This window comes from Nocardioides sp. NPDC087217 (genome assembly GCF_044744805.1).
GTDB lineage: Bacteria > Actinomycetota > Actinomycetes > Propionibacteriales > Nocardioidaceae > Nocardioides.
The window spans coordinates 435088-459473 of the sequence record NZ_JBIUZB010000004.1; the positions used below are offsets into that span (position 1 = coordinate 435088).

Genomic DNA, 24386 nt, shown 5'->3' on the forward strand with positions numbered 1-24386 from the left:
CGGGCCAGGGGATCAGGCCTCGAGTGCTCTGCGGATGAACTCCTCACGCGTCGCGACCGAGGCGCGGGAGAGCGCCGTGTGTCCGGCCACCAGGTCGAACCCGTGGAACCCACCGCCCCACATGTGGAGGTCGACGCTGACACCGGCCTCGGACAGCCGGCGGGCATAGGTCAGCGTCTCGTCGCGGAACGACTCCGCCGAGCCGGTGTCGATGTAGGTCCGCGGGAGGCCGGTGAGGTCCTCGGCACGTGCCGGCGCGGCGTACGGCGAGACGTCCGGCCCGCCGCGGCGCTCGCCGAGCAGGGCCGTCCAGCCGAACAGATTGGAGTTGCGGTCCCAGACCCCCTCCTCGTCGAGCATGCGGCTGCTGTGGGTCTCGAGGCGGTCGTCGAGCATCGGGCAGATGAGGATCTGGTGGCTCAGCCTCGGGAAGGCCCGGTCCCTGGCAAGGAGGGCCGTGCCGGCGGCGAGACCCCCACCGGCGCTGGCGCCCGCGATGATGATGCGCTCGGGGTCGATGCCGAGCTCCGCGGCGTTCTTCGCGGTCCAGACGAGGCCGGCATAGCAGTCCTCCACGGGAGCCGGGTCCGGGTGCTCGGGTGCGAGGCGGTACTCGACGGAGACCACCACGGCGTTGCCCTCGGCCACCTGCGGCAGGAAGGTCTCCACGCCGAAGCTGCGGTCGCCGACCACCATGCCGCCGCCGTGGGTGTGGTAGACCGCCGGCCGCGGGGCGCCCTCGGCGGTGGGCCTCAGGATCAGCAGGGTGATGTCCGGAGCGCCCTCGGGCCCGGGGACCTGCCGCTCCTCGACCTGGACCGCGCCGCCGACGGTCAGGTCGACCGGGTCCATGCCGGGGAAGCCCTCGGCGGTCTGCTGCCGCACCGCGGCGAGGTTCTCCGCGGTGAACGTCGGGAGGGCCTGGCGTACCGCCTCGAGGACCGGCACGAGCTCGGGATCGAACGGCGGTCGGACGGGGGTCTCGGGGAAGATCTGGTCGGCGGTCTGCTCGGTCATGGGGGTGCTCCTTCGGTGAACGGGGGTGGATCCAGCCTCCTCCCGGCGCCGCCGGTCACGGTACCCGGCCTGTGGCGGGAATCACATCGGCTGCCCCCGCCATCCGGCGGGCCGGGCTCTGCGAGAAACCGATGTGCGGTCGAGGGGCACGCCGGGGGAGAATGGGTGACCTCATGTCCTCCGACCTGCCTGCCGCCGTCTCCGTGGCGATCACCTACCCTGCCGAGCTCCCGGTCACCCAGCGCCGCGAGGACATCGCCGCGGCCATCCGTGATCACCAGGTCGTGATCGTCGCCGGTGAGACCGGCTCGGGGAAGACGACGCAGCTGCCCAAGATCTGCCTGGAGCTCGGGCGCGGGTCGGCCGGCCTGATCGGGCACACCCAGCCGCGCCGGATCGCGGCACGTTCGGTGGCCGAGCGGATCGCGTCCGAGCTGGGCACCGAGCTCGGGGACCTGGTCGGCTATCAGGTGCGGTTCATGGACAAGTCCTCGGCCGCCTCGCGGATCAAGCTGATGACCGACGGCATCCTGCTCGCCGAGCTGCAGCGCGACCGCGACCTGCGCCGCTACGACACGATCATCATCGACGAGGCCCACGAGCGGTCGCTGAACATCGACTTCCTGCTGGGCTACCTGCGCCGGCTGCTGCCGCGGCGGCCGGACCTGAAGCTGATCATCACCTCCGCGACGATCGACCCGGAGCGGTTCGCGGCCCACTTCTCCGATGTGAAGACAGGTGAGCCTGCGCCGATCATCGAGGTCTCCGGGCGCACCTATCCGGTCGAGGTCCGCTACCGGCCGCTGATGGAGCTCTCCGAGGAGGACGAGGAGGGCGAGGTCGTCGTCCGCGACCAGACCGAGGCCATCGTCGACGCGGTCAAGGAGCTCTCTGCCGAGGGGCCCGGCGACGTGCTCGTCTTCCTGCCGGGTGAGCGGGAGATCCGGGACGCGGCCGATGCTCTGGGCGATGCGCTCGGGCTGAACAAGGGTCGCTCCGGAACGGGTCTCGTCGAGATCATCCCGTTGTTCTCGCGGTTGTCGGCCGCGGACCAGCACCGCGTCTTCTCGCCCCACACCGGCCGCCGGATCGTGCTCGCGACCAACGTCGCCGAGACCTCGTTGACGGTCCCCGGGATCAAGTACGTCGTCGACACCGGTGTCGCCCGCATCTCGCGCTACTCCGCCCGCACCAAGGTGCAGCGGCTGCCCATCGAGCCGATCTCGCAGGCGTCGGCCAACCAGCGGTCGGGACGTACGGGCCGGGTCGAGGCGGGCATCGCGATCCGGCTCTACTCCGAGGACGACTATCTCGGACGGCCGGAGTTCACCGACCCGGAGATCCTGCGCACCAACCTGGCCTCGGTCATCCTGCAGATGGCCTCCCTCGGGCTGGGGGACATCGCCCGGTTCCCGTTCGTGGAGGCGCCGGACCGGCGCAACATCACCGCCGGCGTACAGCTGCTCGAGGAGCTCGGCGCGATGCGGGGGCAGCGGCTGACCAAGCTGGGCCGGCGACTGGCCAGGCTGCCGATCGACCCGCGGCTGGCCCGGATGGTGCTCGAGGCCGAGCGGCTCGGGTGCGTACGCGACGTCATCGTCGTCGCCGCCGCGCTCTCGCTCCAGGACCCGCGTGAGCGGCCGGGGCAGGACCACCCCAAGGAGCAGGCGCAGGCCGACCAGCTGCACGCGCGGTTCAAGGACGAGACCTCCGACTTCCTCACCTGGCTCAACCTGTGGCGCTACCTCAAGCAGCAGCAGCACGAGCTCTCCTCCAGCGCGTTCCGGCGGCTGTGCAAGCGGGAGTTCCTGCACTACGTACGCGTCCGGGAGTGGCAGGACCTGGAGTCGCAGCTGCGCCAGGTGTGCCGGGAGATGAAGATCGACCTCGGCAAGGGACACCGCGACGTCATCGAAGCCGGCGAGGACGCAGGCGAGGACGCTCTGTCGATTGCCTCTGGCTCCGCTTCGGCTGCGTACGACGCCGACGGGATCCACCAGGCGCTGCTCTCCGGGCTGCTCTCGCACATCGGGGCGCTCGAGGTGCGGGACAAGAAGGCCGAGGCCGCGACAGGACGGGACCGACGTCGGCCTGGCCCGCGGGAGTACGAGGGTGCCCGCGGCGCGAAGTTCGCGATCTTCCCCGGGTCGGCGCTGCACCGGAAGAACCCGCAGTTCGTGATGTCCGCCGAGCTCGTCGAGACCTCCCGGCTCTGGGCCCGGCAGAACGCCTCGATCAAGCCGGAGTGGGCCGAGAGCCTCGGTCGCGACCTGGTCAAACGCACCTACTCCGAGCCGCACTGGTCGCAGAAGCGTGCCTCGGTGATGGCGCGGGAGAAGGTGACCCTCTACGGCGTGCCGCTGGTCGCCGACCGTCCGGTCGCCTTCGGCAAGATCGACCCCGAGCTCTCCCGCGAGCTCTTCATCAGGCATGCCCTGGTCTACGGGGAGTGGCGTACGAATCACCGCTTCCTCCGCGACAACGCGAAGCTCGTCGAGGAGGCCGAGGAGCTCGAGCACCGCGCCCGGCGCCGCGACATCGTGGTCGACGAGCACGCGCTCTTCGACTTCTACGACCGCCGGCTGCCGGCCTCCATCGTCTCCGGGGCCCACTTCGACCAGTGGTGGAAGCAGACCCGGCGGGAGACGCCCGACCTGCTCACCTTCGAGCTGTCGATGCTCACCAACGACGCCGCGGGGGAGGTGACCGAGAGCGACTTCCCGGCCGAGTGGGACGCAGGACCGCTCACGTTCTCGCTGAGCTATCACTTCGAGCCGGGCGCGGCCGATGACGGACTGACGATCGACGTACCCGTCGCCACGCTCAACCGTGTCGGCGCCGACGACTTCTCCTGGCTGGTGCCGGGGCTGCGCGAGGAGCTGGTGACCGCGCTGATCCGGTCGCTTCCCAAGCCGCTGCGGGTCAGCTTCGTGCCGGCTCCCGACAAGGCGCGCGCCTTCCTGAAGGAGACCCCGCCGGGGGAGGAGCCGCTGCTGACCGCGCTGGAGCGCTGGGCGCGGTCGACCGCGGGCGTACACATCCCTCGCGAGGCCTGGGACTGGGCCAAGGTGCCCGAGCACCTGCGCCCGACCTACCGAGTCGTCGGCGAGGACGGCAAGGAGACCGCGAAGGGCAAGGACCTCGACGCGCTCAAGGCGCCGCTCGAGGGCGAGTTCAAGGCGGCCATCGCCGAGGTCGCGGCGTCGGCCGGTCACACCCGCACCGGCGAGACGAGCTGGGTCTTCGGTGACATCGCCACCACGGTGACCGAGAAGCGTGCCGGTCATGAGGTCACGGTCTTCCCGTGCCTCTCCGACGAAGGCGCGACGGTCGGCCTCGTCGTCGCCGGATCCGCGGAGGAGGCCGAGGCGCGTCATCGTCTCGGCGTCGTACGCCTGCTGCTCCTGGCGCTGCCCGACGTCACCAAGCAGGTCGTCGACGGGCTCTCCACCATGGAGAAGCTCGCGCTGGCCGGATCCCCCTACCCCAGCGCCGCCGAGCTCGTCGAGGACTGCCGCGCCGCCGTCGTCCGCCAGCTGGTCGATGCCCGTCCGCTGCCGCGGACGCAGGAGGCGTACGCCGCCGTCCTGGCCGCCGCGGGCACGCCGGCCGACCTGGTCGCGGCCGTGCGTGCGGTCCTGGCCGACGTGATGCGGGCGCTCGAGGCGTATCGCGAGACCGACAAGGCGCTCTCCGGGCGGGCCGACATGTTCCAGCTCCCGGCGCTGACCGACATGAAGGACCAGCTCGCCCGGCTGGTGCACCGTGGGTTCGTCGCGGAGGCGGGTGCCCAGCAGATCAGGCGGTATCCGACCTATCTGAAGGCCATCGTCGAACGCCGCCGCAAGCTCGACGCCGACCTGCGCGCCGACCGGACGACCCACGACCGGATCGCGTCGCTCCAGGACGCCTACCTGCACCAGGTCGAGGCGCTGGCCGAGGGCCGGCCGCCCGGTCCGCGGCTGCGGCAGGTGCGGTGGATGCTCGAGGAGTACCGCGTCCAGCTCTGGGCCCAGCATCTCGGCACCGCCGAGAAGGTCTCCGACGCGCGGATCCGCAAGCTGCTCGGGTAGCGCCGGAGCGGGTGTAACACGTCGTTCGTAGCACTACTCGCCCTATCCGATAGGGCGAGTAGTGCTCCGAACGACGTGTTACATGCGTGCGGCGGCCGCTACGCTCAATCCGATGTCCAGAGAGTTCCATTCGCCGATGCGTCCCGGGGACGGCTTCTTCGACTCCCTCCTCGGGGGCGACGACCCTGCCCTGGTGCAGGAGGCGGCCGATGCGGCGGCGACGGCCCTCGTACGTGGCGCGCGGGACAGCGACGACCCCGCGGTCGCCGAGCGGATCCTCCACCTGGCCGAGTCCGAGGGCATCGAGACGATCGCTGAGGTCTGGTCGAGCTCGCCGGCGGAGTCGCTGGCCGGCTGCCTGTGGCGCCTCTACCTGCTCCGCAGCTGGGTCTACGCCGACCCGGTAGGCGCCGCGCGCGAGTTCGACGCCGGCCGGGCGAAGGCCCAGGTCGCGCAGGTCGTGGCCGGTGTCGCGGATCCTCCGGGCCCGGAGGAGCTCAAGGCGATGGTCGACGAGGTCCTGCGCGGCATCGCCGGCAGCGACTTCGCCGTCGTGCTCCTCCGCGCCGCCGCGTTCGCCCGCGTCATCGCCGCCGGGCGGGCGGCCCTGGATCCGGACGCGGCCGCGAAGGACGTACGCAACATGCTGCAGCTCTCCGAGCAGCTCGAGGCGGCGGGTCATGCCGAGCTCGAGCAGCGGTTGATCTGACTGCAGAGGAACGGCCCGTAGCGATAGGTTGTAGCCTCCTGTTCGCTTTGATGCGGAGGAGGTTGGGGGCACCGTTACACTGGTGCCGAACACGTCGGGCTGCGGCAGCCCCGGGTCCCAACTTCAGCCGCTTCGAGCGGCCTTGCGCCGTGAGGCGCTCCCGGTCCGGCGTGTTCATCATCTTTTTCGGTGCACCTCGGCTGGGTGGCCATGACGCCAGCCACCGACCAAGGAGCCGAAGTGACCGACACCCAGCCCGCACCGCGCGAGGGCGCCATCTCCTACGAGCCCGAGATCGGTGACGGCAACGCCGACCCGGGCGAGGTCGTGTGGGGCTGGGTGCCCTACGAGGACGACGAGACCCAGGGCAAGGACCGGCCCGTCCTCGTGATCGGCCAGAAGGCCGGCGTACTCCTGTGCCTGATGCTGACCAGCAAGGACCACGACCGCGACGAGGCGCAGGAGGCGCGGAACGGGCGGCACTGGATGGATGTCGGCACCGGCGGCTGGGACCGCCAGGGGCGGCCCTCCGAGGTGCGCCTGGACCGGCTGATCCGGATGGATCCCGCAGACGTACGCCGTGAGGGCGATGTGCTGGCCAAGGAAATCTTCGATGATGTGATCAAGGCCGCACGCGATCACCTCGCCTGAGGCCGCCTTCTCAGGAAGTGTCCAGGTACGTATCGTAAAGTGAATCGCTGGTAAACCGGGTCTGTGGTTCCATCACAGACCCGGTCCTGGTGTTGAGATGGAGGAAATGGTGCGGCGCACGCGGCTGGCAACGGCGCTTCTGGTGACGGTTCTCTCGGCGTCCCTCGCCGCCTGCGGTGGTGGTGACCCGGCCTCGAAGCCCTCGCCGAGCACCACGACGAAGGCCCCTGCCGAGGTGAAGCTCGTCTTCGGGGTCTCCGGCCACAAGACGCTGGTCGACACCTACAAGCAGCTGGCCGCCGAATACACCCAAGAGGTCCCCAACGTCACCGTCGAGGTGAAGTCCTGGCCGACCGCCGACCAGCTCACTGCAGCGGTCAACAGCGGCGAGAAGGTCGACGTGGTGCTCACCCCGCGTGCCGACGTCGCCGCGTTCGCCGAGGACAAGCGGATCCAGCCCGTCGACACCCTGCTCGAGGCCCGCAACGTCGACTTCGGCGACAAGTACTCCCGCGAGGCGATGGAGGACTTCTCCGTCGAACGCCGCCTCGAGTGCATGCCCTACTCGGTCTCGCCGCAGGTCGTCTACGTCAACACCGGGCTGCTCGACTTCGACGCCATGAAGGAGGAGGGCCTGCCCACCCCCAGCGTGCGGGCCGACGGCTCCCTGCGTGGCTGGACCCTCGAGCAGTTCAGCTCGGCGATGTCGTACGCCGCCGAGCACCACAAGGGTGTCCGGGGCACCTACGTCGAGCAGAACCTCTCCGCGCTGATGCCCTGGCTCGCCGGCGCCGGTGCGACCCTCTTCGACGACCCGCTGGCTCCGACGTCCACCGCGCTGGAGGACTCGGCCGGGGCGTACGAGGACCTGGTCGAGGCGCTGACCCAGCCCAACGTGCTGGCCACCGCGAAGGACCTCAACGGCCGCACCCCGTTCCAGGCCTTCAAGCAGGGCCGTCTGGTGGCGCTGGTCGGTGACCGTTCACTGGTCTCGGACCTTCGCGCGACCGACGCGATGGAGTGGGACGTGATGCCGATGCCGGGTGGCAACGGCACCACCGGCGACTACGCCGGACTGTGCATGGGCTCGGAGACCGCCGACCCCGACGCCACCGCCGACTTCCTCACCTACCTGATCTCGACCGAGTCGGTCGTGAAGATGGTCCGCACCGGCCACTTCGTGCCGGTCAACTCCGAGGTCGGCTACGCGCCGGTCTTCACCCAGCCCGAGCGCAACCCCAAGAACGCCCGGATCTTCACCGACACCGTGCGCGACATGCAGGTCCTCCCCGAGGCCACCCAGCTCGCCCAGCTCCAGAAGGTCGCCGCCGTCGCGGTCCGAGGCTCCTTCGCGGTCACCGAGCCCGACCAGGTCGAGGACTACGCGGTCCAGATCGACGAGCTCTCCAAGACCGTCTTCCCCCAGCCCACGCCGCCGGCCTCCCCGTCCCCCTCGATCTCACCCAGCTCCTAGCTGCCGAGGCGTCACCCCCGTCGGCCGAGCCGTCACGGCGATGCCAGCTCGGCCGTCATAGGTGACGGCTCGGCCAACGTACGGGTCAGGGTTCGATGTCCGCGTGGAGGACGGCGTCGGTGAGGAGCGGGGCGGTGAGGGCGATCTGCCAGCCGCGGGCGCCGAAGCCGGAGAGGAGCTCGATGATGCCGTCGAGCAGAGCGCCGGGGTCGCGGGTCTTCGGGGGCGTCCACATGGCGCGGCGCAGGAAGTCGGGAGTGAGCAGGTTCTCGGCGGGGAGGTTGCGGGCCTCGGCGAGGGCGTTGACGGACTCGCGCGCCAGCGTGAGACGACGCGCGGCGGTGGGGTCCTTGTCGGCCCACGCGCGCGGCGGGGGAGGACCCTCCGAGCGCGGCGACCGCACCGGGAGCTCGTCCTCGTCCATCGTGACCGCGCGGTTGAGCGCCTTCACCCAGGAGGTCGCGTAGCGCTCGGCGCCACGGCCGTGGAACCCCTTCAGTCCGAGCAGCGCGGCCTTGTCCTGCGGGAGATCCTGCGCGGCGGCGACGATCGCGGCATCGGGAATGATCCGGCTCGGGGTGACGTCACGCTGCTGCGCGATCCGGTCGCGCTCGGTCCACAGCTCACGCACCGCGGCGAGACCGCGGCGGCCGCGGACGCGGTGCATGCCGGAGGTGCGTCGCCAGGCATCCGTACGCACCGGCGCCTCGAACCCGCGCAGCCAGTCGAACTCCTGGCGGGCCCAGGCCTCCTTGCCCTGCGCGACGAGCTCGTCGGCCAGCGCGTCGCGCAGCTCGACGAGCACTTCGACGTCGAGCGCGGCGTACTCGAGCCAGGCGTCCGGCAGCGGCCGGGTCGACCAGTCGGCCGCGGAGTGCTCCTTGAGCATGGTGAAGCCCAGCACCGTCTCGACCAGGGTGCCGAGCCCGACGCGCGGATAGCCCAGAAGCCGCCCCGCGAGCTCGGTGTCGAACAGGGCGGAGGGGTGCAGGCCGAGGTCGCTGAGACAGGGGAGGTCCTGGGTGGCGGCGTGCAGAATCCACTCGGTGCCCTCGAGCGCGTCGACCAGCGGCTGCATCGTGGACAGCTCGATCGGGTCGATCAGCCAGATCCCGGAGCCTTCGCGGCGCAGCTGGATGAGGTAGGCGCGGTTGGAGTAGCGGTAGCCGGAGGCGCGCTCGGCATCGATCCCGACCGGACCCGAGCCGGCGGCGATGGCTGCGGCGGCCTTGACCAGGCCTTCGTCGGTGTCGGTCACCGGAGGCAACCCGTCGCGCAGGGTCAGCAGCGGCGCCGGAGCATCTTCTGGTGTGTCCGGCCCTGTCTCGGCCTCGGTGTTGTCCTCGATCACGCCGCCACCTCCGTCGCGCATGCGCCATGATACGGACGCGGCGGCGTGTTGGCCCGATGGGTCACTCGCTGACGTTCGATCACACGCCTCGCTGCCCTCGCCGGCTCGGTATGACGGTGACGCCCTCCGGCACCGGAGGAAGTCCCGCGGCCGTGCAGAGCAGCTCGCCCCATGCCTCGGTGTGTGGTCGCAGGTCCAGGTCGCCCGAGGCCGTCCCCACCGGCGTCCAGGAGGCGCGGATCTCGATCTGCGCGGTGCCGTCCTCATCGGCCATCCCGCCGTAGGCCTCGGTGGCGACGCGGGTCACGGTGCCGGCGGCGGCGACGTGCTCGGCGCCGTGACCGGAGAGCGCGTCGAGGAGCCAGGACCAGCCGACCTCACCGAGCAGCGGGTCGCTGATGTGCTCGACGTCGATGTCGGCCCGTGCGTACGCCACCAGCCGGAAAGTGCCGGGCAGTCCGTGCACCGTGCCCCAGGCATCGTTGCCGTCGGGGTCGTGCAGCAGGATCAGCCGTCCGGTCGCCACGTCGACGTCGCCGACGGTCACCTCGGCGGACAGCGCCGCAGCGTACGGAGCGATCCGCTGGGGCGCCGGCATCTCCTCGGCCAGCACCTCGGGTCTGAAGGTCGCGGCGCGCATCCCTTCCGCGGCGGACCGGAACACGGCAGGACCGGTCTCCGGTCCCGCGGCGGGACGCGACTCTCCACGGACGACCATGTGAACAGGGTATGTCTTCTGCGCGATTCGCGATGTGCGTACACGCCGCGCCGGGTGGGACCATTGCCGAGTGGCTGCCGTGAACCCTCCTGAGAACCCTTCCGACGCGCTCGCGTCGTCCCCGTTCCTGCAGGCGCTCAGGGGAGAGAAGCCGAGCCGTACGCCGGTGTGGTTCATGCGCCAGGCCGGCCGGTCGCTGCCCGAATATCTCAAGGTCCGCGAGGGCATCGGCATGCTGGAGTCCTGCCAGGACGCCGACCTGATCACCGAGATCACCCTCCAGCCCGTACGTCGCTACGGGGTCGACGCGGCCATCTTCTTCTCCGACATCGTGCTGCCGCTGAAGGCGGTCGGCGTCGACCTCGACATCAAGCCCGGAGTCGGCCCGGTGATCGCGAACCCGGTGCGCACGCTCGCCGACGTGGAGGCGATCCCGGACCTGACCCCAGAGCACGTCACCTACATCACCGAGGCCGTCCAGAACCTGGTCGGCGAGCTCGGAAGCATCAACGGCGGCACCCCGCTGATCGGCTTCGCTGGCGCCCCGTTCACCGTCGCCTCCTACCTCGTCGAGGGCGGCCCCTCGAAGGAGTACGCCAAGACCAAGGCGCTCATGTTCGGTGCCCCCGACGTGTGGGACGCCCTGATGCGCAAGATCGCCGGGATCTCGGGCGCGTTCCTGGAGGTCCAGGTCCGCGCGGGTGCCTCCGCGGTGCAGCTCTTCGACTCCTGGGCCGGCGCCTGCACGCCCGCCGACTACGAGCGCCACGTGCTGCCCTACTCCACCCAGGTGATGTCTCGGATCGGCGAGCTCGGTGTCCCGCGGATCCACTTCGGCGTCAACTCCGCCATGCTCCTCCCGCTGATGGGCAGCGCCGGCGCCGAGGTCGTCGGTGTCGACTGGCGTACGCCGCTGGACTGGGCGATCGGGCAGCTCGGCGACGACTTCGGCGTCCAGGGCAACCTCGACCCCGCCCTCGTCTTCGCGCCCACCGAGGTGATGCTCGAGCAGGCCGGGAAGATCATCGAGACCGGACGTACGGCCAAGAGCCACGTCTTCAACCTCGGGCACGGCGTCATCCCGACCACCGACCCCGACCAGCTCGCCCGGCTCACCGAGTTCGTGCAGAGCTACGAGCCGGCCGAGGGCTGAGACCGAGAACGCTGAGAGCGGGCAGCCGTCTCGGCGAGCAGGTCGAGGAGGCTGCGCGCCCCCGAGGTCGTACGTGCGTTGTGCCGTCGCGCCGCGACCATCGTCACCCGGGAGCGGTCCCCGGCGAGGGGACGTACGGTGATGTGCCCGCCCGTCTCGCGCGGGTCGCCGACGACGCTGTAGTCGGGCAGCAGGGTCAGCCCGAGGCCCTCGCCGACCATCATCTTGCCCATCTCGGCGCCGTCGGTGGCGTGCCAGTGGTGGGGGAGGTCGCGACCGAAGACGCGGTGGGCGAAGCGATACATCAGGTAGCCCGAGCGCATGCCGACGAACGGCTCCTCGCGGAGCTCCTCGACGGTGATCTCGTCGCGGGACGCGAGCGGGTGGCCGGCGGGCAGCACCACGATCGGCCGTCCGTGGAGAAGCACGGTGCCCTCGACCGTCGGCGGCAGGTCGTCGCCGTCGAGCAGGTTGACCAGGCCGATGTCGATGGTGCCCTCGGCGAGGGCGAGGTAGATGTCCTCCTGCACCATGGTGCGCACCTCGACGCTCGTCCGCGGGTGCTCGTCGGCGAATCTCCGCAACGTCGGTAGCAGCACGGTCGAGGTGCCGGCGTGAACCGTGCCGACCCGCACCGAGCTGACCCCGGCACTCTGGTCGCCGGCGGCCAGGCGGAGGCGATCGACGGCCTCCAGGACGTCGGACATGGAGTGCAGCAGCTCCTGGCCCTCGCGGCTGATCCGGGCCCCGGCGCGGCGTCGGTCGAGCAGGGTCACGCCGAGCTCGCGCTCGAGCTTGGTGATCGCCTCGCTCAGGGCGGGCTGGGAGATGTGGAGCTGCTCGCTCGCGCGGCGCAGCGAGCCGTACTGGGTCACGGCTGCGATGTACTCCAGCTGCTCGATCCTCACGCTGTCCTCTCGTCGGTCGGTGATCGGTCATCCCGAGCGGGTGATCGGTGATCGCTGGCGTCCAGCCTCTCTCACGCTGTCCATTCTCAAGTAACTTGGTCGATTAAAGACAGAAACATCCACGACGCAAGACTGAGAGGGCGCGATGACAACCGAAGCTGTACGTAACGCCGCGGAGTTCGGCGCGGCACCCACCACACCGGAGGGCTGGGTCGACCGTGCCCGCGAGGTGGCCACCAGGCTCTCCGTGGACGCGGTCGCCCGCGACCGGGCCAACCAGGTCCCGACGTACGAGGTGAACCTGCTCAAGGAGAGCGGCCTGGTCACCCTGCTCGGCCCCGCCGAGCACGGCGGTGCCGGCCAGGACTGGACGACCGCGCTGCGCGTGGTCCGGGCGGTCGCGGCGGGCGACGGGTCGATCGGGCAGCTGCTCGGCTACCACTACCTGTGGGCCTGGGCGGCGCGGCTGGTCGGCACCCCGGAGCAGATCGCCGCCGTCGAGCAGCTCTACACCGAGAACAACTTCTTCTTCGGCGGCGCGGTCAACCCGCGCGACGACGACCTGGTGATCAGGGTCGAGGGCGACGAGCTCGTCTTCACCGGCCGCAAGTCGTTCTCGACCGGCGGGCGGATCTCCGACCTGACCGTCCTCGAGGGGGTCATCGAAGGCACCGAGAAGCATGTCTTCGCGATCGTCCCGACCCAGCAGGAGGCGATCGTCTTCGCCGGCGACTGGGACAACCTGGGCCAGCGGCTCACCGAGTCCGGCGCCGTCGAGATCAATGGCGTGCGCGTCCCCTGGGAGTCGGCGGCCGGCTATGTGAAGCAGGAGGACGGGACGTACGAGTTCGTCCCGCGGGTCTACAACACGCTCAACGTGCCGATCATCCAGCTCATCTTCACCAACTTCTACCTCGGGATCGCGGAGGGCGCCCTGACGACCGCGGCGACCTACACCCGCGACACGACCCGCGCCTGGCCCTACGCCGGAGACGTCAAGGAGAAGGGGAGCGAGGAGTTCTACATCCAGGAGACGTACGGCGATCTGACCTCGAAGCTGTGGGCGGCCCAGGCGCTGGCCGAGCGGGCGGCCGGCCTGATCGAGGCCATCAATGCGCACGCCGACGAGGTCACCGAGCAGGAGCGCGGCGAGGCGGCGGTCGTGATCGCCGCGGCCAAGCAGGTCGCGATCGACGCCGGCCTGGAGATCGGCACCAAGGTCTACGACCTGACCGGTGCCCGGGCGACCTCCAACAAGGTCGGCCTGGACATCTTCTGGCGCAACATCCGCACCCATTCGCTGCACGACCCGGTTGCGCACAAGCGGGCCGAGGTGGGCCGCTACGCGCTGCTCGGCGAGATCCCCGCGCCGACCTGGTACACGTGAGCCGCCTGCGGTGATCAGCAGGGCCTCTCGCCCCGTCGCCGTCTGATAGGCGGCACCTATCACGGGATCGGGTCTTCCGGTGGTCCACATCGGGAGATCCGGTCCCGTCGCACGTTTAATCAGATAAGTTTAGTAGACATTAGCGATCCAAGGAGACCAGCATGACTTCACCGGCAACCGAGCCCCTGAAGTTCGCCTACTGGGTGCCCAACGTCAGCGGCGGCCTCGTGGTGAGCAAGATCGAGCAGCGCACCGACTGGAGCTACGACTACAACAAGAAGCTCGCGCAGCTGGCCGAGAACAACGGCTTCGAGTACGCCCTGTCCCAGGTGCGCTACATGGCCTCCTACGGTGCGGCCTACCAGCACGAGTCCACCTCGTTCTCCCTCGCGCTGCTGCTGGCCACCGAGCGGCTCAAGGTGATCGCCGCGGTCCACCCGGGGCTGTGGCAGCCCGGCGTACTCGCCAAGTTCCTGGCCACTGCCGACCACCTCTCCGGCGGCCGCGCGGCCGTCAACGTGGTCAGCGGCTGGTTCAAGAACGAGTTCACCCAGCTCGGCGAGCCGTGGCTCGAGCACGGCGAGCGCTACCGCCGCTCGGAGGAGTTCATCCGCTACCTCCGCGAGATCTGGACGAGTGAGGCCGCCGAGCTCAACGGCGACTTCTACCGGCTGCACGACTTCGACCTGAAGCCGAAGCCGCTGGCCAGCGAGGGCCGTCCGCACCCGGAGATCTTCCAGGGCGGCAACTCCTCCGACGCCAAGGCGATGGCCGGCCGCGTCTCGGACTGGTACTTCGCCAACGGCAACACCCCCGAGGGCCTCGCCGCGCAGATCGCCGACGTCAACGCGGTCGCCGGCCCGCTGGGGCGGCGGGTCCGGTTCGGGATCAACGGCTTCATCGTGGCCCGCGACACCGAGAAGGAGGCGCGCGACACTCTCCGGGAGATCATCGACAAGGCCGACCGCGAGGCCGTCGAGGGCTTCGGCTCGGCGGTCAAGCAGGCCGGGCAGTCCACCGGCGACAAGACCGGGATGTGGCAGGACTCGACCTTCGAGGACCTGGTGCAGTACAACGACGGCTTCCGGACCGGGCTGATCGGCACGCCGGAGCAGGTCGCCGAGCGGATCGTCGAGCTCAAGCGGGCCGGCGCCGACCTGATCCTCGGCGGCTTCCTGCACTACCTCGAGGACGTGGAGTACTTCGGTCAGCGCGTCCTGCCGATCGTGCGCGAGCTCGAGGCGCAGCAGCTGGAGCCTGTGGCTTGAGCACGACGGAGATCGCCCGGCTCGACGCCGAGACCGCGCCGCTGGTGGCGCGGCGGCTGGCCGACGAGCTCGCGCTCGGCGACGGCGGACGCGACCGGGTCAGGGCGCTGCCCTACGACCAGGTCAAGGCGTACGCCGCCGCCGGGCTCGGCGCGCTCACCGTCCCGCTCGAGTTCGGCGGTCCGGCGCTCCCGGCGACGACCGTGGCGGAGGTGTTCCGGCTGGTCTCGTGGGGTGATCCCAACGTCGGCCAGGTGCCGCACAGCCACTTCGTCTTCCTCAACCAGCTCCGGCTGAACGGCACCCGCGAGCAGCAGCAGCGGATCTACAGCGAGGTGCGGGCCGGGGCGCTGGTCGCCAACGCGCAGTCGGAGTTCGGGACCAAGCACGTGCGCGACATCCGGACGACCCTCACGCCTGCCCGGGACGAGGGCGAGTGGCTGCTGAACGGCGAGAAGTTCTACTGCACCGGCTCGCTCTTCGCCGACTATCTCGCCGTGCTCGCGCGGCGTGACGTCGACGGGCCGCTGCAGGTGGCCTGGGTCCGCACCGAGACTCCCGGCGTCGAGATCGTCGACGACTGGGACGCCGTCGGGCAGCGTACGACCGGGTCCGGCACGGTGCGCCTCACCGACGTCGCCGTGGCCGAGGAGTGGGTGACGCCGTTCTCGGTCACGTTCGACGTGCCGACGACCTACGGCGCCTTCGCCCAGCTGCTGCACGCGGCCGTCGACGCCGGGATCGCCCGGCGCGCGCTGGACGAGGCCTCCGAGTTCGTACGCACGAAGTCCCGCCCCTACGCCGACGCCGTCGCGCTCGCCGGCGCCGAGACGGCGGCGCAGGACCCGCTGGTCGTCCAGGCCTTCGGCGAGATGGAGCTGGCCGTACGCAGCGCCGAGGCGCTCCTCGCCGAGGCGGCGCGACGCGTGGACGAGGCCGACGCGGACCTCACCGAGCCGTCGGCCGCGGAGGCGAGCCTGGCCGTGGCGGCCGCCCGCGCGTCGACCGCGAAGGTGTCGGTCGACGTCACCAGCCGGCTGCTCGAGGTCTCTGGCACCCGGGCGGCTCTGACGTCGACCAACCTCGACCGCCACTGGCGCAACGCGCGCACCCACACGCTCCACGATCCGGCCGCCTGGAAGGTCCAGCACCTCGGGCGCTGGGCCGTCGACGGCACCCGGCCGCCGCGCCACGGACAGATCTGACATCCCCTACATCCCACTCGAAAGGCAGCAGCAATGAGCGAGCGTCAGCGAACGACCATAGATATCACTACGACACCGCGCCCGTACGATGGCGCTTGCGCGACGGGGGTGGTGTCGTGAGCACCCTCAAGTTCCACTGGTTCCTCCCGACCAACGGCGGCGACGGCCGTCACGTGATCGGCGGCGGTCACGGCGTCAGCGCGCTGGCGTCGGGCCGTCCGGCGACGGTGCCCTACCTCGGCCAGATCGCCCGCAGCGCCGAGCAGCTCGGCTTCGAGGCGGCACTGACGCCGACCGGTGCGTGGTGCGAGGACGCCTGGGTGACGACCGCGATGCTCAGCTCCCTCTCGGAGCGGCTGAAGTTCCTGGTCGCCTTCCGGCCCGACTCGGTCTCGCCCTACCTGGCCGCACAGATGGCCGGCACCTTCCAGAACCTGTCCGGGCAGCGGCTGCTCCTCAACGTCGTCACCGGAGGTGAGGACCACGAGCAGCGGATGTACGGCGACTTCCTGGCCAAGGACGAGCGGTACGAGCGGTGCGGGGAGTTCCTGCACATCGTCCGCCGGCTGTGGGCGGGGGAGACGGTGACCTTCTCCGGGAAGCATCTCTCGGTGGAGAACGCCCGGCTCGAGCAGCGGCCGACGCCGGTCCCGGACGTCTACTTCGGCGGCTCTTCGCCTGCGGCCCTGGATGTCGCCGCCGAGCACGCCGACGTCTACCTGACCTGGGGTGAGCCGCCGGCCGCGGTCGCGGAGAAGATCGGACGGGTGCAGAAGCTGGCCGCCGACCGCGGCCGCGAACTCCGCTTCGGGATCCGGCTGCACTCGATCGCCCGCGAGACCTCGTCTGCCGCGTGGGCCGAGGCGGACCGGCTGCTGGAGAACATCTCGGACGAGGACATCGCGCGGGTCCAGGCGGGCCTCTCCCGCAGCGTCTCGGAGGGTCAGCGGCGGATGCTGGAGCTCAACCAGGGCTCGCGCGACGGGCTCGAGGTCTACCCCAACCTGTGGGCGGGCGTCGGGCTGGTCCGTGGTGGTGCCGGAACCGCACTGGTCGGCTCCTACACCGAGATCGCCGACCTGATCGAGGCCTACCACTCCGTCGGGATCTCTGAGTTCGTGCTCTCCGGATACCCGCACCTGGAGGAGTCCTACTGGTTCGGCGAGGGCGTCCTGCCCGAGCTCGCCCGCCGGGGACTGTGGTCCCACCCCGCTCCTGTCGCCGGCCGAGGGGCAGCGGTGCCGTTCGGTGCCGCGGCGCAGTAGGGGGTCGGCATGTCTGCAGCGACAGCCAACCCGAAGCGGGTGGCGCTGGCGGCCTCGGTCGGCGCCACCATCGAGTGGTACGACTTCTTCCTCTACGGCACCGCCGCCGGCCTCGTCTTCGACAAGCTCTACTTCAACGGGCTCAGCGGCACCGCGGCGACCTTCGCCTCCTTCGGCACCTTCGCCGTGGGGTTCCTGGCCCGCCCCGTCGGAGGCCTGATCTTCGGCCACTTCGGCGACCGGATCGGCCGTAAGACCATGCTGATCTGGACGCTCGTGATCATGGGAGTGGGCACCTCGCTGGTCGGGCTGCTCCCGACGTACGACTCCATCGGGGTGCTCGCTCCGATCGCGCTCGTGGTGCTCCGGATCCTGCAGGGGATCGGCGTGGGCGGAGAGTACGGCGGCGCGGTGCTGCTGGCCACCGAGTACGCACCGGCCGGGCGCCGCGGGCTCTACGGCAGCTTCGCGCACATCGGCGTCCCGGGTGGGCTGGTGCTCGCCTCCGGGGCGTTCGCGGTGGCGTCGCAGCTGCCCGACGCGGCCTTCTTGGCGTGGGGATGGCGGGTCTGCTTCCTGATCTCGATCGTGCTGCTCGCCATCGGTGCCTGGATCCGGCTCTCGATCATGGAGACGCCTTCGTTTCAGGAGGTGCAGGCCGAGAAGAAGGTCTCCAAGCTGCCGGTCGGGGAGCTCTTCCGGCGTCAGCCGCGCACGCTGCTGCTCGGGATGGGGACGCGGTTCGTGGAGGGGTTCACCTACAACCTCTACTCGGTCTTCCTGCTCTCCTACGCGGTGGCTGATGCGGGGCTGAGCCGGTCGGTGGTGCTCAACGCGATCATGGCCGGCGCACTGCTGGGGGTGGTCATGACCGTCCTCTCCGGTGCGCTGAGCGACCGGTTCGGACGGCGGCCGGTCTACACGGTCGGGGCCGTTCTGGGGCTGGTGATCGCCTTCCCGGTCGCGGCCGCGGTGCAGTCCGGCGCGGTGGTGCCGTCGGTGGCGGCCTTCGTCGGCGGCCTGGGTCTGGTCTACGGCACCGTCTACGGTCCGCTGGCGGCGTTCTGGAGCGAGCTGTTCGACACCCGCTACCGGTTCTCCGCGCTGAATGCGCTCTACCAGATCTCAGGAGTGGTGGCCTCCGGGCTGACGCCGCTGATCGCGGCCGCCCTGGTGGCGCTCTCCGACGACCGCTCGCTGTGGTGGGTGGCCGGCTACAACGTCGTGGTCGCCGTGGTCAGTCTGACCTGCATGTGGCTGCTGCCGGAGACCCGTGGCGAGAGGCTGCGGGACACGGCGGTGGACGAGGCGCGGGCAGTGCCTGCGAGAGAGGTGGTGGCGTGATGACGAGTCCGCTGCGTACGAATCAGGATCTCGACCCGGCCGCGTTGCGGCAGGCCTTCGGAGTCTTCCCCAGCGGGGTGGTGGCCGTCGCCGCGGTGGTCGACGGCCGTCCCGTCGGCCTGGCCGCGTCGTCGTTCACCTCGGTGTCCCTGGACCCGCCCCTGGTCTCCTTCTCCGTGGCTCGGACCTCGAAGACGTGGCCCGACCTACGGCGCTCCTCGCACCTGGGCGTCACCGTCCTCGCCGAGCACCACGGCGAGGTCTGCCGCCAGCTCGCCGGCCCCGTCGACTCCCGCTTCGACGGCCTCGTGGTCAGCTCGTCCCTCGACGGAGCCCTCACCCTCGACGAGGGCCTCGCGCAGTTCGACTGCACGATCTACCGCGAGGTCGAGGCCGGCGACCACATCGTCGTACTCCTCCAGCTCCACGCCGCCGACCACGGTGCCGGCCAACCCCTCGTCTTCCACCGCTCCAACTTCGGAAAGCTGGCCAGCTGACCCAACCCGCCGAGGCGTCAGCTACGTCGGCCGAGACGGCACTTACGTCGGCCGATTGGGCACTTCGGTGCCGTCTCGGCCGACCGGGGTGACGCCTCGGCACTAGGGGCGACCACGGGGATGGGAGACTGCTGCTGTGCGTGTCATCGTCGTCGGAGCAGGGATCGCCGGGCTGACCGCGGCCCGCGATCTGTCCCTGAAGGGCCACCGGGTCACCGTGCTGGAGGCATCCGACCGGGTCGGCGGAAAGATCCGCGGGGAGTCCGTGGCCGGGCAGACGGTCGACGTCGGCGCCGAGGCGATGCTCAACCGCCGGCCGGAAGGCGTGTCCCTGGCTCGTGAGGTCGGCCTCGACGTGGTCCACCCGACCGAGGCGAAGTCGTCGATCTGGTCCCGCGGCGCGCTGCGGCCGATCCCGCGGTCGATCATGGGCGTGCCCCTCGACCTGGCCGCGCTGGAGTCCTCGGGTCTTCTCTCGGAGGATACCCTGGAGGTCGTACGCCGCGAACCCACGCTCCCGCCTGCGAAGACGGACGAGGACATCTCGGTCGGTGACTTCATCGCGGCCCGTTTCGGGGACGAGACGGCCGACCGGCTGGCGGAGCCGTTGCTCGCGGGGGTCTACGCCGGCCATGCCCGCGCGATCTCGGTGAAGGCGGCTGCGCCGCAGCTGTTCATGCTGGCCGAGAAGGGGTCGCTGCTGGAGGCCGCGGCCGCGCTCCCGAACTCGACGGTCCCGGTCTTCGCCGGGATCGACGGCGGGATGTCCCGGTTGCCCGCGACCCTCGCCGAGGGCCTCGACATCCGGCTCGACACCCAGGTCGACACCGTCACCCGGACTCCGCAGGGCTTCCTGATCGAGACCGGCGACGAGGTGGAGGCCGCCGATGCCGTGGTGGTCGCGACCCCCGCTCCGGTCGCCGCCAAGCTGCTCCGCTCGACCGCCCCGGCGGTCGCGCGCGAGCTGTCCGGGATCGAGACCGCGAGCGTCGCCGTGATCACCTTCGCCTTCCCCGAGCTCCCGGCGGAGCTGGCCGGCAGGTCCGGATTCCTCGTCCCGCCCGTCGAAGACTGCGCGATCAAGGCCTCCACCTTCTCTTTCGCCAAGTGGGCCTGGGTGGGGGAGCGCGGCAACTACCTGCGTACGTCCATCGGACGCCACGGCGAGCCACCCTCGGACGACGACGACCGGCTCGTCGCCGACTCGCTGGCGGCCCTGGAGCAGATCGCCGGCATCACCGCGAAGCCGTCCGACGTGCACGTCCAGCGTTGGACCGACGCGCTCCCGCAGTATCCCGTCGGCCACCTCGACCGGGTCGCCCGGATCCGGCAAGGACTCCGCGGCGTCCCCGGACTTGCCCTCGCCGGGGCCTCCTACGACGGCGTCGGCATCCCGGCCACGATCGCCTCGGCGCACCGCGCCGCTGCGGACGTCAGCTGAACCTCAGGCCGGCACCCACCGCAGCGTCGAGACACAGACGTCCAGAGCCAGCTTCCACGCCAGGAACTTCTCGTCGGTCGCGGCCATGTCCATCGGCCGGGCGATCGTCGCGGTCAGCTGGAGCCCCCGGCGTCGCTTCGAGCCGGGGACGGGCGTCATGTAGACGATCGTCGTCGCAACCACCGGCTCGTCGCCCTGGGCGGTCTTGGTCGACTCGCGCTCGTACCTGATGAACCGCTTGTCGCCGAACAACGGCTTGGCGCCGTGGTCGCGGATGATCGCGGCGACGTGGGTGTCGAGGGTCCCTCCGTTGTGGGCGTGGAACGTCGTCGCGACGATCGCGCCGGGGATGATGGCGAGGCTGTCGGTCTCGGCGGTGGCGGCGAAGTAGGCCTTGACCTGATGCTGCTTCATGAGCGCGTACGCCTGATCGAGCTGCACCCGCATGGAGGCGTGGAGCTCGGGCCTGTTGATGCTCATGAAGCGCTTCTTCAACGCCGCGTCCATCGCGGCCCGGTCTGCCTCGCCCGGGGAGTGTCGTTCCCAGCCGGGCAGGAGCCTCAGCTCGAACTCCGGCTCCTTGGTGCCGCCGAGCAGCTCGCGTAGCGAGGACTGCGGGGCGGGTGCTGCCTCAGACAAAGGACGAGTCCTCCCAGACGTCGAACGGGTCGCTCAGCATGCCGGGGACCGGCTCTGCCGAGAACGGGGTGCCATCGGGGCGTACGACCTCGAGCTCGGCGAGGAAGAGCGGCATGTCCGCGATGGTGAGACCGAAGATCTCGGGTGCGCCTGCCTCGACCACGACCATCACGCTGATCTCCTGCGTCGAGAAGACGAAGATGCCGGTGAGGAACTCGACGGTCTCACCGTCGATCTCTCCGGTCCTGGACGCGAGGCATCTCAGTCCGGGACCGAGAGCGGCCCCGGCGTACTCATCGACGTCGAAGCCCTGCTGCCGCCACTCCTCGGGCGAGGTCGGCTCGCCGCCCCCGAGTACGACCCGCACCCGGCTGACGACGGGCGCGGGCAGCGGCCAGTGGAGCATCGCGGCCAGCGTCCCGGGGTGGAGGTCGCCGGCGAGGTGGTGGGCGAGCAGGGCACGCGCGCCGGGGTCGACCTCGTCGGTCCACTCGCCGTCCCAGGTGTCGCGGAGCGAGGCGAGCACGTCCTCGACCCACGTCTCCGCACCCGAGGTGTCGAGCTCGCCCGCGTTCGGGACCCAGATCCATCGCTCCGATGGCTGGGCGATCTCAGCTTCCCATGTCTCCGGCATCATCCCTCCGAGGGCTGTGCGCTCTGCTGGTCATTGGTGCGCCGCTCGTTCAGCGCCTGGCTCGTCGAGGTGGTGCCGTACCACTCGCCTGCCCACTTCCCCAGGCCGCTGAGCCCGTCGAAGCCAGCCCCGACCTTCTGGCCCCAGGTCCCTGTGCGTATCCCCCCGTAGATGGCCATCCCGGTAGCGATGTCGGAGCCACTCATGATGCCCACGGGAATGTCCTTGGGGGGCTTGAACGGGTTGGCCATCCAAGCGGCCCTGGTCCGGGGGACCTCCCTGAAGCCGGTGGAGATGGAGAGTGCGGTCTTGAACTTGGCGCCGAACGTGACGTTCACGGGAGGTGGGTTCAGCGGCGCCGCTCGTTTCAGAGCAAAGTTTCCGTAGCCTCGTCCGGCCGCGCCGGCGGTTTTCCCGCCGGAGGCGGCACCCTTCCCCATCGCTGTCCAGGCCTTCCCGATCTGACCGAGCTTTCCGAAGGGGAGCACCGCGAGAACCGCCAAGAGCACGTCCGTCACCTCGCATTTGCCGGCTGACGCCTGGACGATCTTGCCGATCAGCACCAAGGCGCCGAGGGCGAATCCGATGACGGCGACGATGCCCCCGAGGAAGAGCCCGGCGATCATGAAGACCATGGCGATGGCCTCGAGAATGTTGATGAGGAAGCCGAAGATCTCCCAGAAGCCGTCCTTGATGCTGCCGGCCATCTCGTTGCCGATGCCGTTGACCGCGAGGTCATAGGCGTCTTCCCAGGTGTCGTACTGGGCGTCCCAGCTCTCCGCGTCGTCTTGCCATTCGTCGTACGCGGCCTTCTTCGCCTGCCCCTCGGCGTCGTCCTCCTCGCGGTCTCCCGGAAGCCCCTCGTAGGTGGTCCACTTGTCCGTGCAGGACTCGACCAGCGGCCCCATCTTGGCCTGGACCTCGCCGAGACTCTTGCCGTACGCCGCGATCAGCGGTCCGACGGGCGTGTACAGCTCGCTGGCCTCCCGCAACGTCTCGTAGGAGGAACCGATCTTGTCCTGAAGCTCAGCGACGGCCTTTCCCTGCATCTGGCCGTCGGCCAGCTCTCCGGTGGCGATCTGCTCGAGCACGGTGGCCGCCTCGGACATCTGCTCGCCGAGCTCTTCGATCTTGTTGCCGCGAGCGACGATCACCGCCGAGTCGCCGGTGACGGGTTGGATCTCCCGCCCCTTGGGTGACTGATCCATGACTCACTCCATCTATTTCTGCTGGAACAGGAGAGCCGTCTCGCTGTCCCAGTTCTGGAAGCCCTCGACGACGCCCTTGATGTGGTCCCGCACGTCGGACAGCTCGTCCTTGAGATCGTTGCGCTTCATGTCCCAGCGCTGTTCGAAGTCGTCGGCCTGACCGCGTAGCTCGCCGCGCCGGAACGGGTTCCCGATGGCGCCTTCGAGCGCGTCGGCATTGCCGACCGCGTGGTCGAACTCATCGATGATCGAATCCAGCTTCTTGACCGTCTGATCAAGAGTCTCGATCTTGATGGAGACGTCTGGCATGTCGCTACGCCTTTCCGGTACGCGCAGGGCTCGCCGAGGACTCGCGAAAGCGCTCTCAGTCGCAGGCGAATGGGGGGATCCAGGTGGCGCACAACCCGAGACAACCTGGCGACGGACACCTGGGTGGAACGTTACAACACGGCCCGGCGCCGAGGGTTAACAAACTCCTAAGCGAATGTAGAAAACTCCTGATGATCTCACCGCAGGAACGCGACGATCCCGTCGAGAGCCTTCCGGGCCGCCGGGGCAACCCCGGGAAGCGACATGAACCCGTGGAACGCGGTGTCGTAGTCCACGAGCGAGACCGGCGTCCCGGCCGCACGGAGGACCTCCGCGTACCGCGTGCCGTGGTCGCGGATCGGGTCGTGCAGCGCGGTGATGATGTGGGCAGGCGGCAGGTCGGCGTGCGACGCAGCACGCAGGGGAGAGGCCTGCCAGGACTCGTCCCCGTAGCGCTCGCCCATGTAGAGGTGGCCGAAGGTGCTCATCTGCGTCGAGGTGAGCACCGGCCCGTTGGCGTTGGCCGCCTCGGAGGGGAACTTCTCGTACATCTCCACCGCCGGGTAGATCAGCACCTGAGCCCGCACCGACGGCCCACCCGCATCACGAGCCATCAAGGACACCACTGCTGCCAGGTTGCCGCCGGCGCTGTCGCCCATCACCGCGATCCGCGACGGGTCCCCACCCAGATCGGCGGCGTTCTTGGAGACCCATTCCAAGGCGGCCCAGGCATCCTCGACGGCAGCCGGGAACGGATGCTCCGGCGCCAGCCGGTAGGACGGCGCGACCACGATCGAGCCGGTCTCCGCGGCCACGTGCGACGACACCCAGGCGCTCTGCTCGTGCGTCCCAAGACACCAGCCGCCGCCGTGGTAGTTGATGACCACCGGTGCGCCCTCGCTGACGCCCGGAGGCGTGTAGATCGCGAACCGGCGCCCGTCGACGTACGTCTCCTTGATCTCGACCTCCGCGGGACGGCCGAAGAGGAACGCGGTGACCGGCCCGGTGCGGAGCCCCTCGCGCTGGGCGCGCAGGGCGATCATCTCCTCGGCGTTCAGCGGTGTCTTGACCAGGCGCTCCTGGAGGAAGGCGAAGATGCGGGTACGCAGCGGCAGCATGCCCACACCCTAGAGGC

Annotated in this window: 21 protein-coding genes; 12 read left to right on the plus strand and 9 right to left on the minus strand. The window is 70.1% G+C overall.

The genetic code is table 11. The annotated features are described in order from the left end of the window. Positions 1–12: 12 nt before the first annotated feature. A complete protein-coding gene (locus tag ACIO3S_RS20295) occupies positions 13–1017 on the minus strand; it encodes an alpha/beta hydrolase (RefSeq protein ID WP_400467424.1) in 1005 nt (334 codons plus the stop codon). Positions 1018–1190: 173 nt separating this feature from the next. Between ACIO3S_RS20295 and hrpA the strand changes: the two genes are divergently transcribed. The 4 genes from hrpA to ACIO3S_RS20315 all read left to right on the plus strand — a co-directional run bounded on the left by hrpA (position 1191) and on the right by ACIO3S_RS20315 (position 7924). Beyond that, positions 1191–5090 carry an ATP-dependent RNA helicase HrpA gene (gene hrpA, locus ACIO3S_RS20300; RefSeq protein WP_400467426.1) on the plus strand — a complete coding sequence of 1300 codons (3900 nt, stop codon included), beginning with the start codon at positions 1191–1193 and terminating at the stop codon, positions 5088–5090. 112 nt (positions 5091–5202) lie between these two features. Beyond that, complete coding sequence (locus ACIO3S_RS20305; protein ID WP_400467428.1) at positions 5203–5799, plus strand: hypothetical protein; 597 nt, start codon at positions 5203–5205, stop codon at positions 5797–5799. Positions 5800–6039: 240 nt separating this feature from the next. Continuing rightward, on the plus strand, positions 6040–6450 hold the full coding sequence (locus ACIO3S_RS20310; RefSeq protein WP_378834412.1) for a type II toxin-antitoxin system PemK/MazF family toxin: 411 nt from the start codon (positions 6040–6042) through the stop codon (positions 6448–6450). Between the two features lie 142 nt (positions 6451–6592). Beyond that, complete coding sequence (locus ACIO3S_RS20315; protein WP_400467430.1) at positions 6593–7924, plus strand: ABC transporter substrate-binding protein; 1332 nt, start codon at positions 6593–6595, stop codon at positions 7922–7924. Between the two features lie 85 nt (positions 7925–8009). Here the strand turns inward: ACIO3S_RS20315 and ACIO3S_RS20320 are convergent, their stop codons facing one another. Both ACIO3S_RS20320 and ACIO3S_RS20325 read right to left on the minus strand, forming a co-directional pair. Beyond that, a complete protein-coding gene (locus tag ACIO3S_RS20320) occupies positions 8010–9296 on the minus strand; it encodes an HRDC domain-containing protein (RefSeq protein WP_400467432.1) in 1287 nt (428 codons plus the stop codon). 58 nt (positions 9297–9354) lie between these two features. Further along, positions 9355–9993 carry a DUF3000 domain-containing protein gene (locus ACIO3S_RS20325; protein WP_160027100.1) on the minus strand — a complete coding sequence of 213 codons (639 nt, stop codon included), beginning with the start codon at positions 9991–9993 and terminating at the stop codon, positions 9355–9357. A 70-nt stretch (positions 9994–10063) separates the two neighbouring features. Here ACIO3S_RS20325 and hemE point away from each other — a divergent pair, with 70 nt between their 5' ends. After that, positions 10064–11146 carry a uroporphyrinogen decarboxylase gene (gene hemE / locus ACIO3S_RS20330; protein ID WP_400467434.1) on the plus strand — a complete coding sequence of 361 codons (1083 nt, stop codon included), beginning with the start codon at positions 10064–10066 and terminating at the stop codon, positions 11144–11146. On the opposite strand, the gene ACIO3S_RS20335 is transcribed toward hemE, so the two are convergent. Beyond that, positions 11125–12054 (minus strand): LysR family transcriptional regulator, encoded by a 930-nt coding sequence (locus tag ACIO3S_RS20335; RefSeq protein WP_160027104.1) that lies wholly within the window; start codon positions 12052–12054, stop codon positions 11125–11127. The genes hemE and ACIO3S_RS20335 overlap by 22 nt on opposite strands. Positions 12055–12199: 145 nt before the next feature. Between ACIO3S_RS20335 and ACIO3S_RS20340 the strand changes: the two genes are divergently transcribed. The 7 genes from ACIO3S_RS20340 (at position 12200) to hemG (ending at position 20461) form a co-directional block, all read left to right on the plus strand. Further along, the gene (locus tag ACIO3S_RS20340) at positions 12200–13441 is read left to right on the plus strand and encodes an acyl-CoA dehydrogenase family protein (RefSeq protein WP_350715217.1); all 1242 of its coding nucleotides are present in this window, start codon (positions 12200–12202) and stop codon (positions 13439–13441) included. Positions 13442–13602: 161 nt separating this feature from the next. Next, positions 13603–14709 carry a dimethylsulfone monooxygenase SfnG gene (gene sfnG, locus ACIO3S_RS20345; protein WP_400467437.1) on the plus strand — a complete coding sequence of 369 codons (1107 nt, stop codon included), beginning with the start codon at positions 13603–13605 and terminating at the stop codon, positions 14707–14709. Beyond that, positions 14706–15914, plus strand: coding sequence for an SfnB family sulfur acquisition oxidoreductase (locus ACIO3S_RS20350; protein WP_400467439.1), 1209 nt, complete (start codon positions 14706–14708; stop codon positions 15912–15914). The genes sfnG and ACIO3S_RS20350 overlap by 4 nt, the downstream gene beginning before the upstream one ends. A 116-nt stretch (positions 15915–16030) precedes the next feature. Next, the gene (locus ACIO3S_RS20355; RefSeq protein WP_400467441.1) at positions 16031–17179 is read left to right on the plus strand and encodes an LLM class flavin-dependent oxidoreductase; all 1149 of its coding nucleotides are present in this window, start codon (positions 16031–16033) and stop codon (positions 17177–17179) included. Between the two features lie 9 nt (positions 17180–17188). Continuing rightward, positions 17189–18523 carry an MFS transporter gene (locus ACIO3S_RS20360; RefSeq protein ID WP_350715224.1) on the plus strand — a complete coding sequence of 445 codons (1335 nt, stop codon included), beginning with the start codon at positions 17189–17191 and terminating at the stop codon, positions 18521–18523. Beyond that, the gene (locus tag ACIO3S_RS20365; protein WP_160027116.1) at positions 18523–19020 is read left to right on the plus strand and encodes a flavin reductase family protein; all 498 of its coding nucleotides are present in this window, start codon (positions 18523–18525) and stop codon (positions 19018–19020) included. The genes ACIO3S_RS20360 and ACIO3S_RS20365 overlap by 1 nt, the downstream gene beginning before the upstream one ends. Positions 19021–19156: 136 nt before the next feature. Beyond that, a complete protein-coding gene (gene hemG / locus ACIO3S_RS20370; RefSeq protein ID WP_400467443.1) occupies positions 19157–20461 on the plus strand; it encodes a protoporphyrinogen oxidase in 1305 nt (434 codons plus the stop codon). A 3-nt stretch (positions 20462–20464) separates the two neighbouring features. On the opposite strand, the gene ACIO3S_RS20375 is transcribed toward hemG, so the two are convergent. The 5 genes from ACIO3S_RS20375 to ACIO3S_RS20395 all read right to left on the minus strand — a co-directional run bounded on the left by ACIO3S_RS20375 (position 20465) and on the right by ACIO3S_RS20395 (position 24369). Then, positions 20465–21100 (minus strand): protein TPRXL, encoded by a 636-nt coding sequence (locus tag ACIO3S_RS20375; RefSeq protein WP_350715230.1) that lies wholly within the window; start codon positions 21098–21100, stop codon positions 20465–20467. After that, on the minus strand, positions 21093–21734 hold the full coding sequence (locus ACIO3S_RS20380; RefSeq protein ID WP_400467445.1) for a hypothetical protein: 642 nt from the start codon (positions 21732–21734) through the stop codon (positions 21093–21095). Before ACIO3S_RS20380 ends, ACIO3S_RS20375 begins: the two co-directional genes overlap by 8 nt. Further along, a complete protein-coding gene (locus ACIO3S_RS20385) occupies positions 21734–22942 on the minus strand; it encodes a hypothetical protein (protein WP_400467447.1) in 1209 nt (402 codons plus the stop codon). The genes ACIO3S_RS20380 and ACIO3S_RS20385 overlap by 1 nt, the downstream gene beginning before the upstream one ends. A gap of 12 nt (positions 22943–22954) precedes the next feature. Continuing rightward, on the minus strand, positions 22955–23251 hold the full coding sequence (locus ACIO3S_RS20390; RefSeq protein WP_400467449.1) for a flagellar protein FlgN: 297 nt from the start codon (positions 23249–23251) through the stop codon (positions 22955–22957). 197 nt (positions 23252–23448) lie between these two features. Next, positions 23449–24369, minus strand: coding sequence for an alpha/beta hydrolase (locus tag ACIO3S_RS20395; RefSeq protein WP_400467451.1), 921 nt, complete (start codon positions 24367–24369; stop codon positions 23449–23451). Positions 24370–24386: the final 17 nt, after the last annotated feature.

Coding starts and splice junctions, on each gene's coding strand:
- ACIO3S_RS20295 (WP_400467424.1), bottom strand. CDS start 1,017: ATGACCGAGCAGACCGCCGACCAGATCTTCCCCGAGACCCCCGTCCGA.
- hrpA (WP_400467426.1), top strand. CDS start 1,191: ATGTCCTCCGACCTGCCTGCCGCCGTCTCCGTGGCGATCACCTACCCT.
- ACIO3S_RS20305 (WP_400467428.1), top strand. CDS start 5,203: ATGTCCAGAGAGTTCCATTCGCCGATGCGTCCCGGGGACGGCTTCTTC.
- ACIO3S_RS20320 (WP_400467432.1), bottom strand. CDS start 9,296: ATGCGCGACGGAGGTGGCGGCGTGATCGAGGACAACACCGAGGCCGAG.
- ACIO3S_RS20325 (WP_160027100.1), bottom strand. CDS start 9,993: ATGGTCGTCCGTGGAGAGTCGCGTCCCGCCGCGGGACCGGAGACCGGT.
- ACIO3S_RS20340 (WP_350715217.1), top strand. CDS start 12,200: ATGACAACCGAAGCTGTACGTAACGCCGCGGAGTTCGGCGCGGCACCC.
- sfnG (WP_400467437.1), top strand. CDS start 13,603: ATGACTTCACCGGCAACCGAGCCCCTGAAGTTCGCCTACTGGGTGCCC.
- ACIO3S_RS20360 (WP_350715224.1), top strand. CDS start 17,189: ATGTCTGCAGCGACAGCCAACCCGAAGCGGGTGGCGCTGGCGGCCTCG.
- ACIO3S_RS20365 (WP_160027116.1), top strand. CDS start 18,523: ATGACGAGTCCGCTGCGTACGAATCAGGATCTCGACCCGGCCGCGTTG.
- ACIO3S_RS20380 (WP_400467445.1), bottom strand. CDS start 21,734: ATGCCGGAGACATGGGAAGCTGAGATCGCCCAGCCATCGGAGCGATGG.
- ACIO3S_RS20385 (WP_400467447.1), bottom strand. CDS start 22,942: ATGGATCAGTCACCCAAGGGGCGGGAGATCCAACCCGTCACCGGCGAC.
- ACIO3S_RS20390 (WP_400467449.1), bottom strand. CDS start 23,251: ATGCCAGACGTCTCCATCAAGATCGAGACTCTTGATCAGACGGTCAAG.
- ACIO3S_RS20395 (WP_400467451.1), bottom strand. CDS start 24,369: ATGCTGCCGCTGCGTACCCGCATCTTCGCCTTCCTCCAGGAGCGCCTG.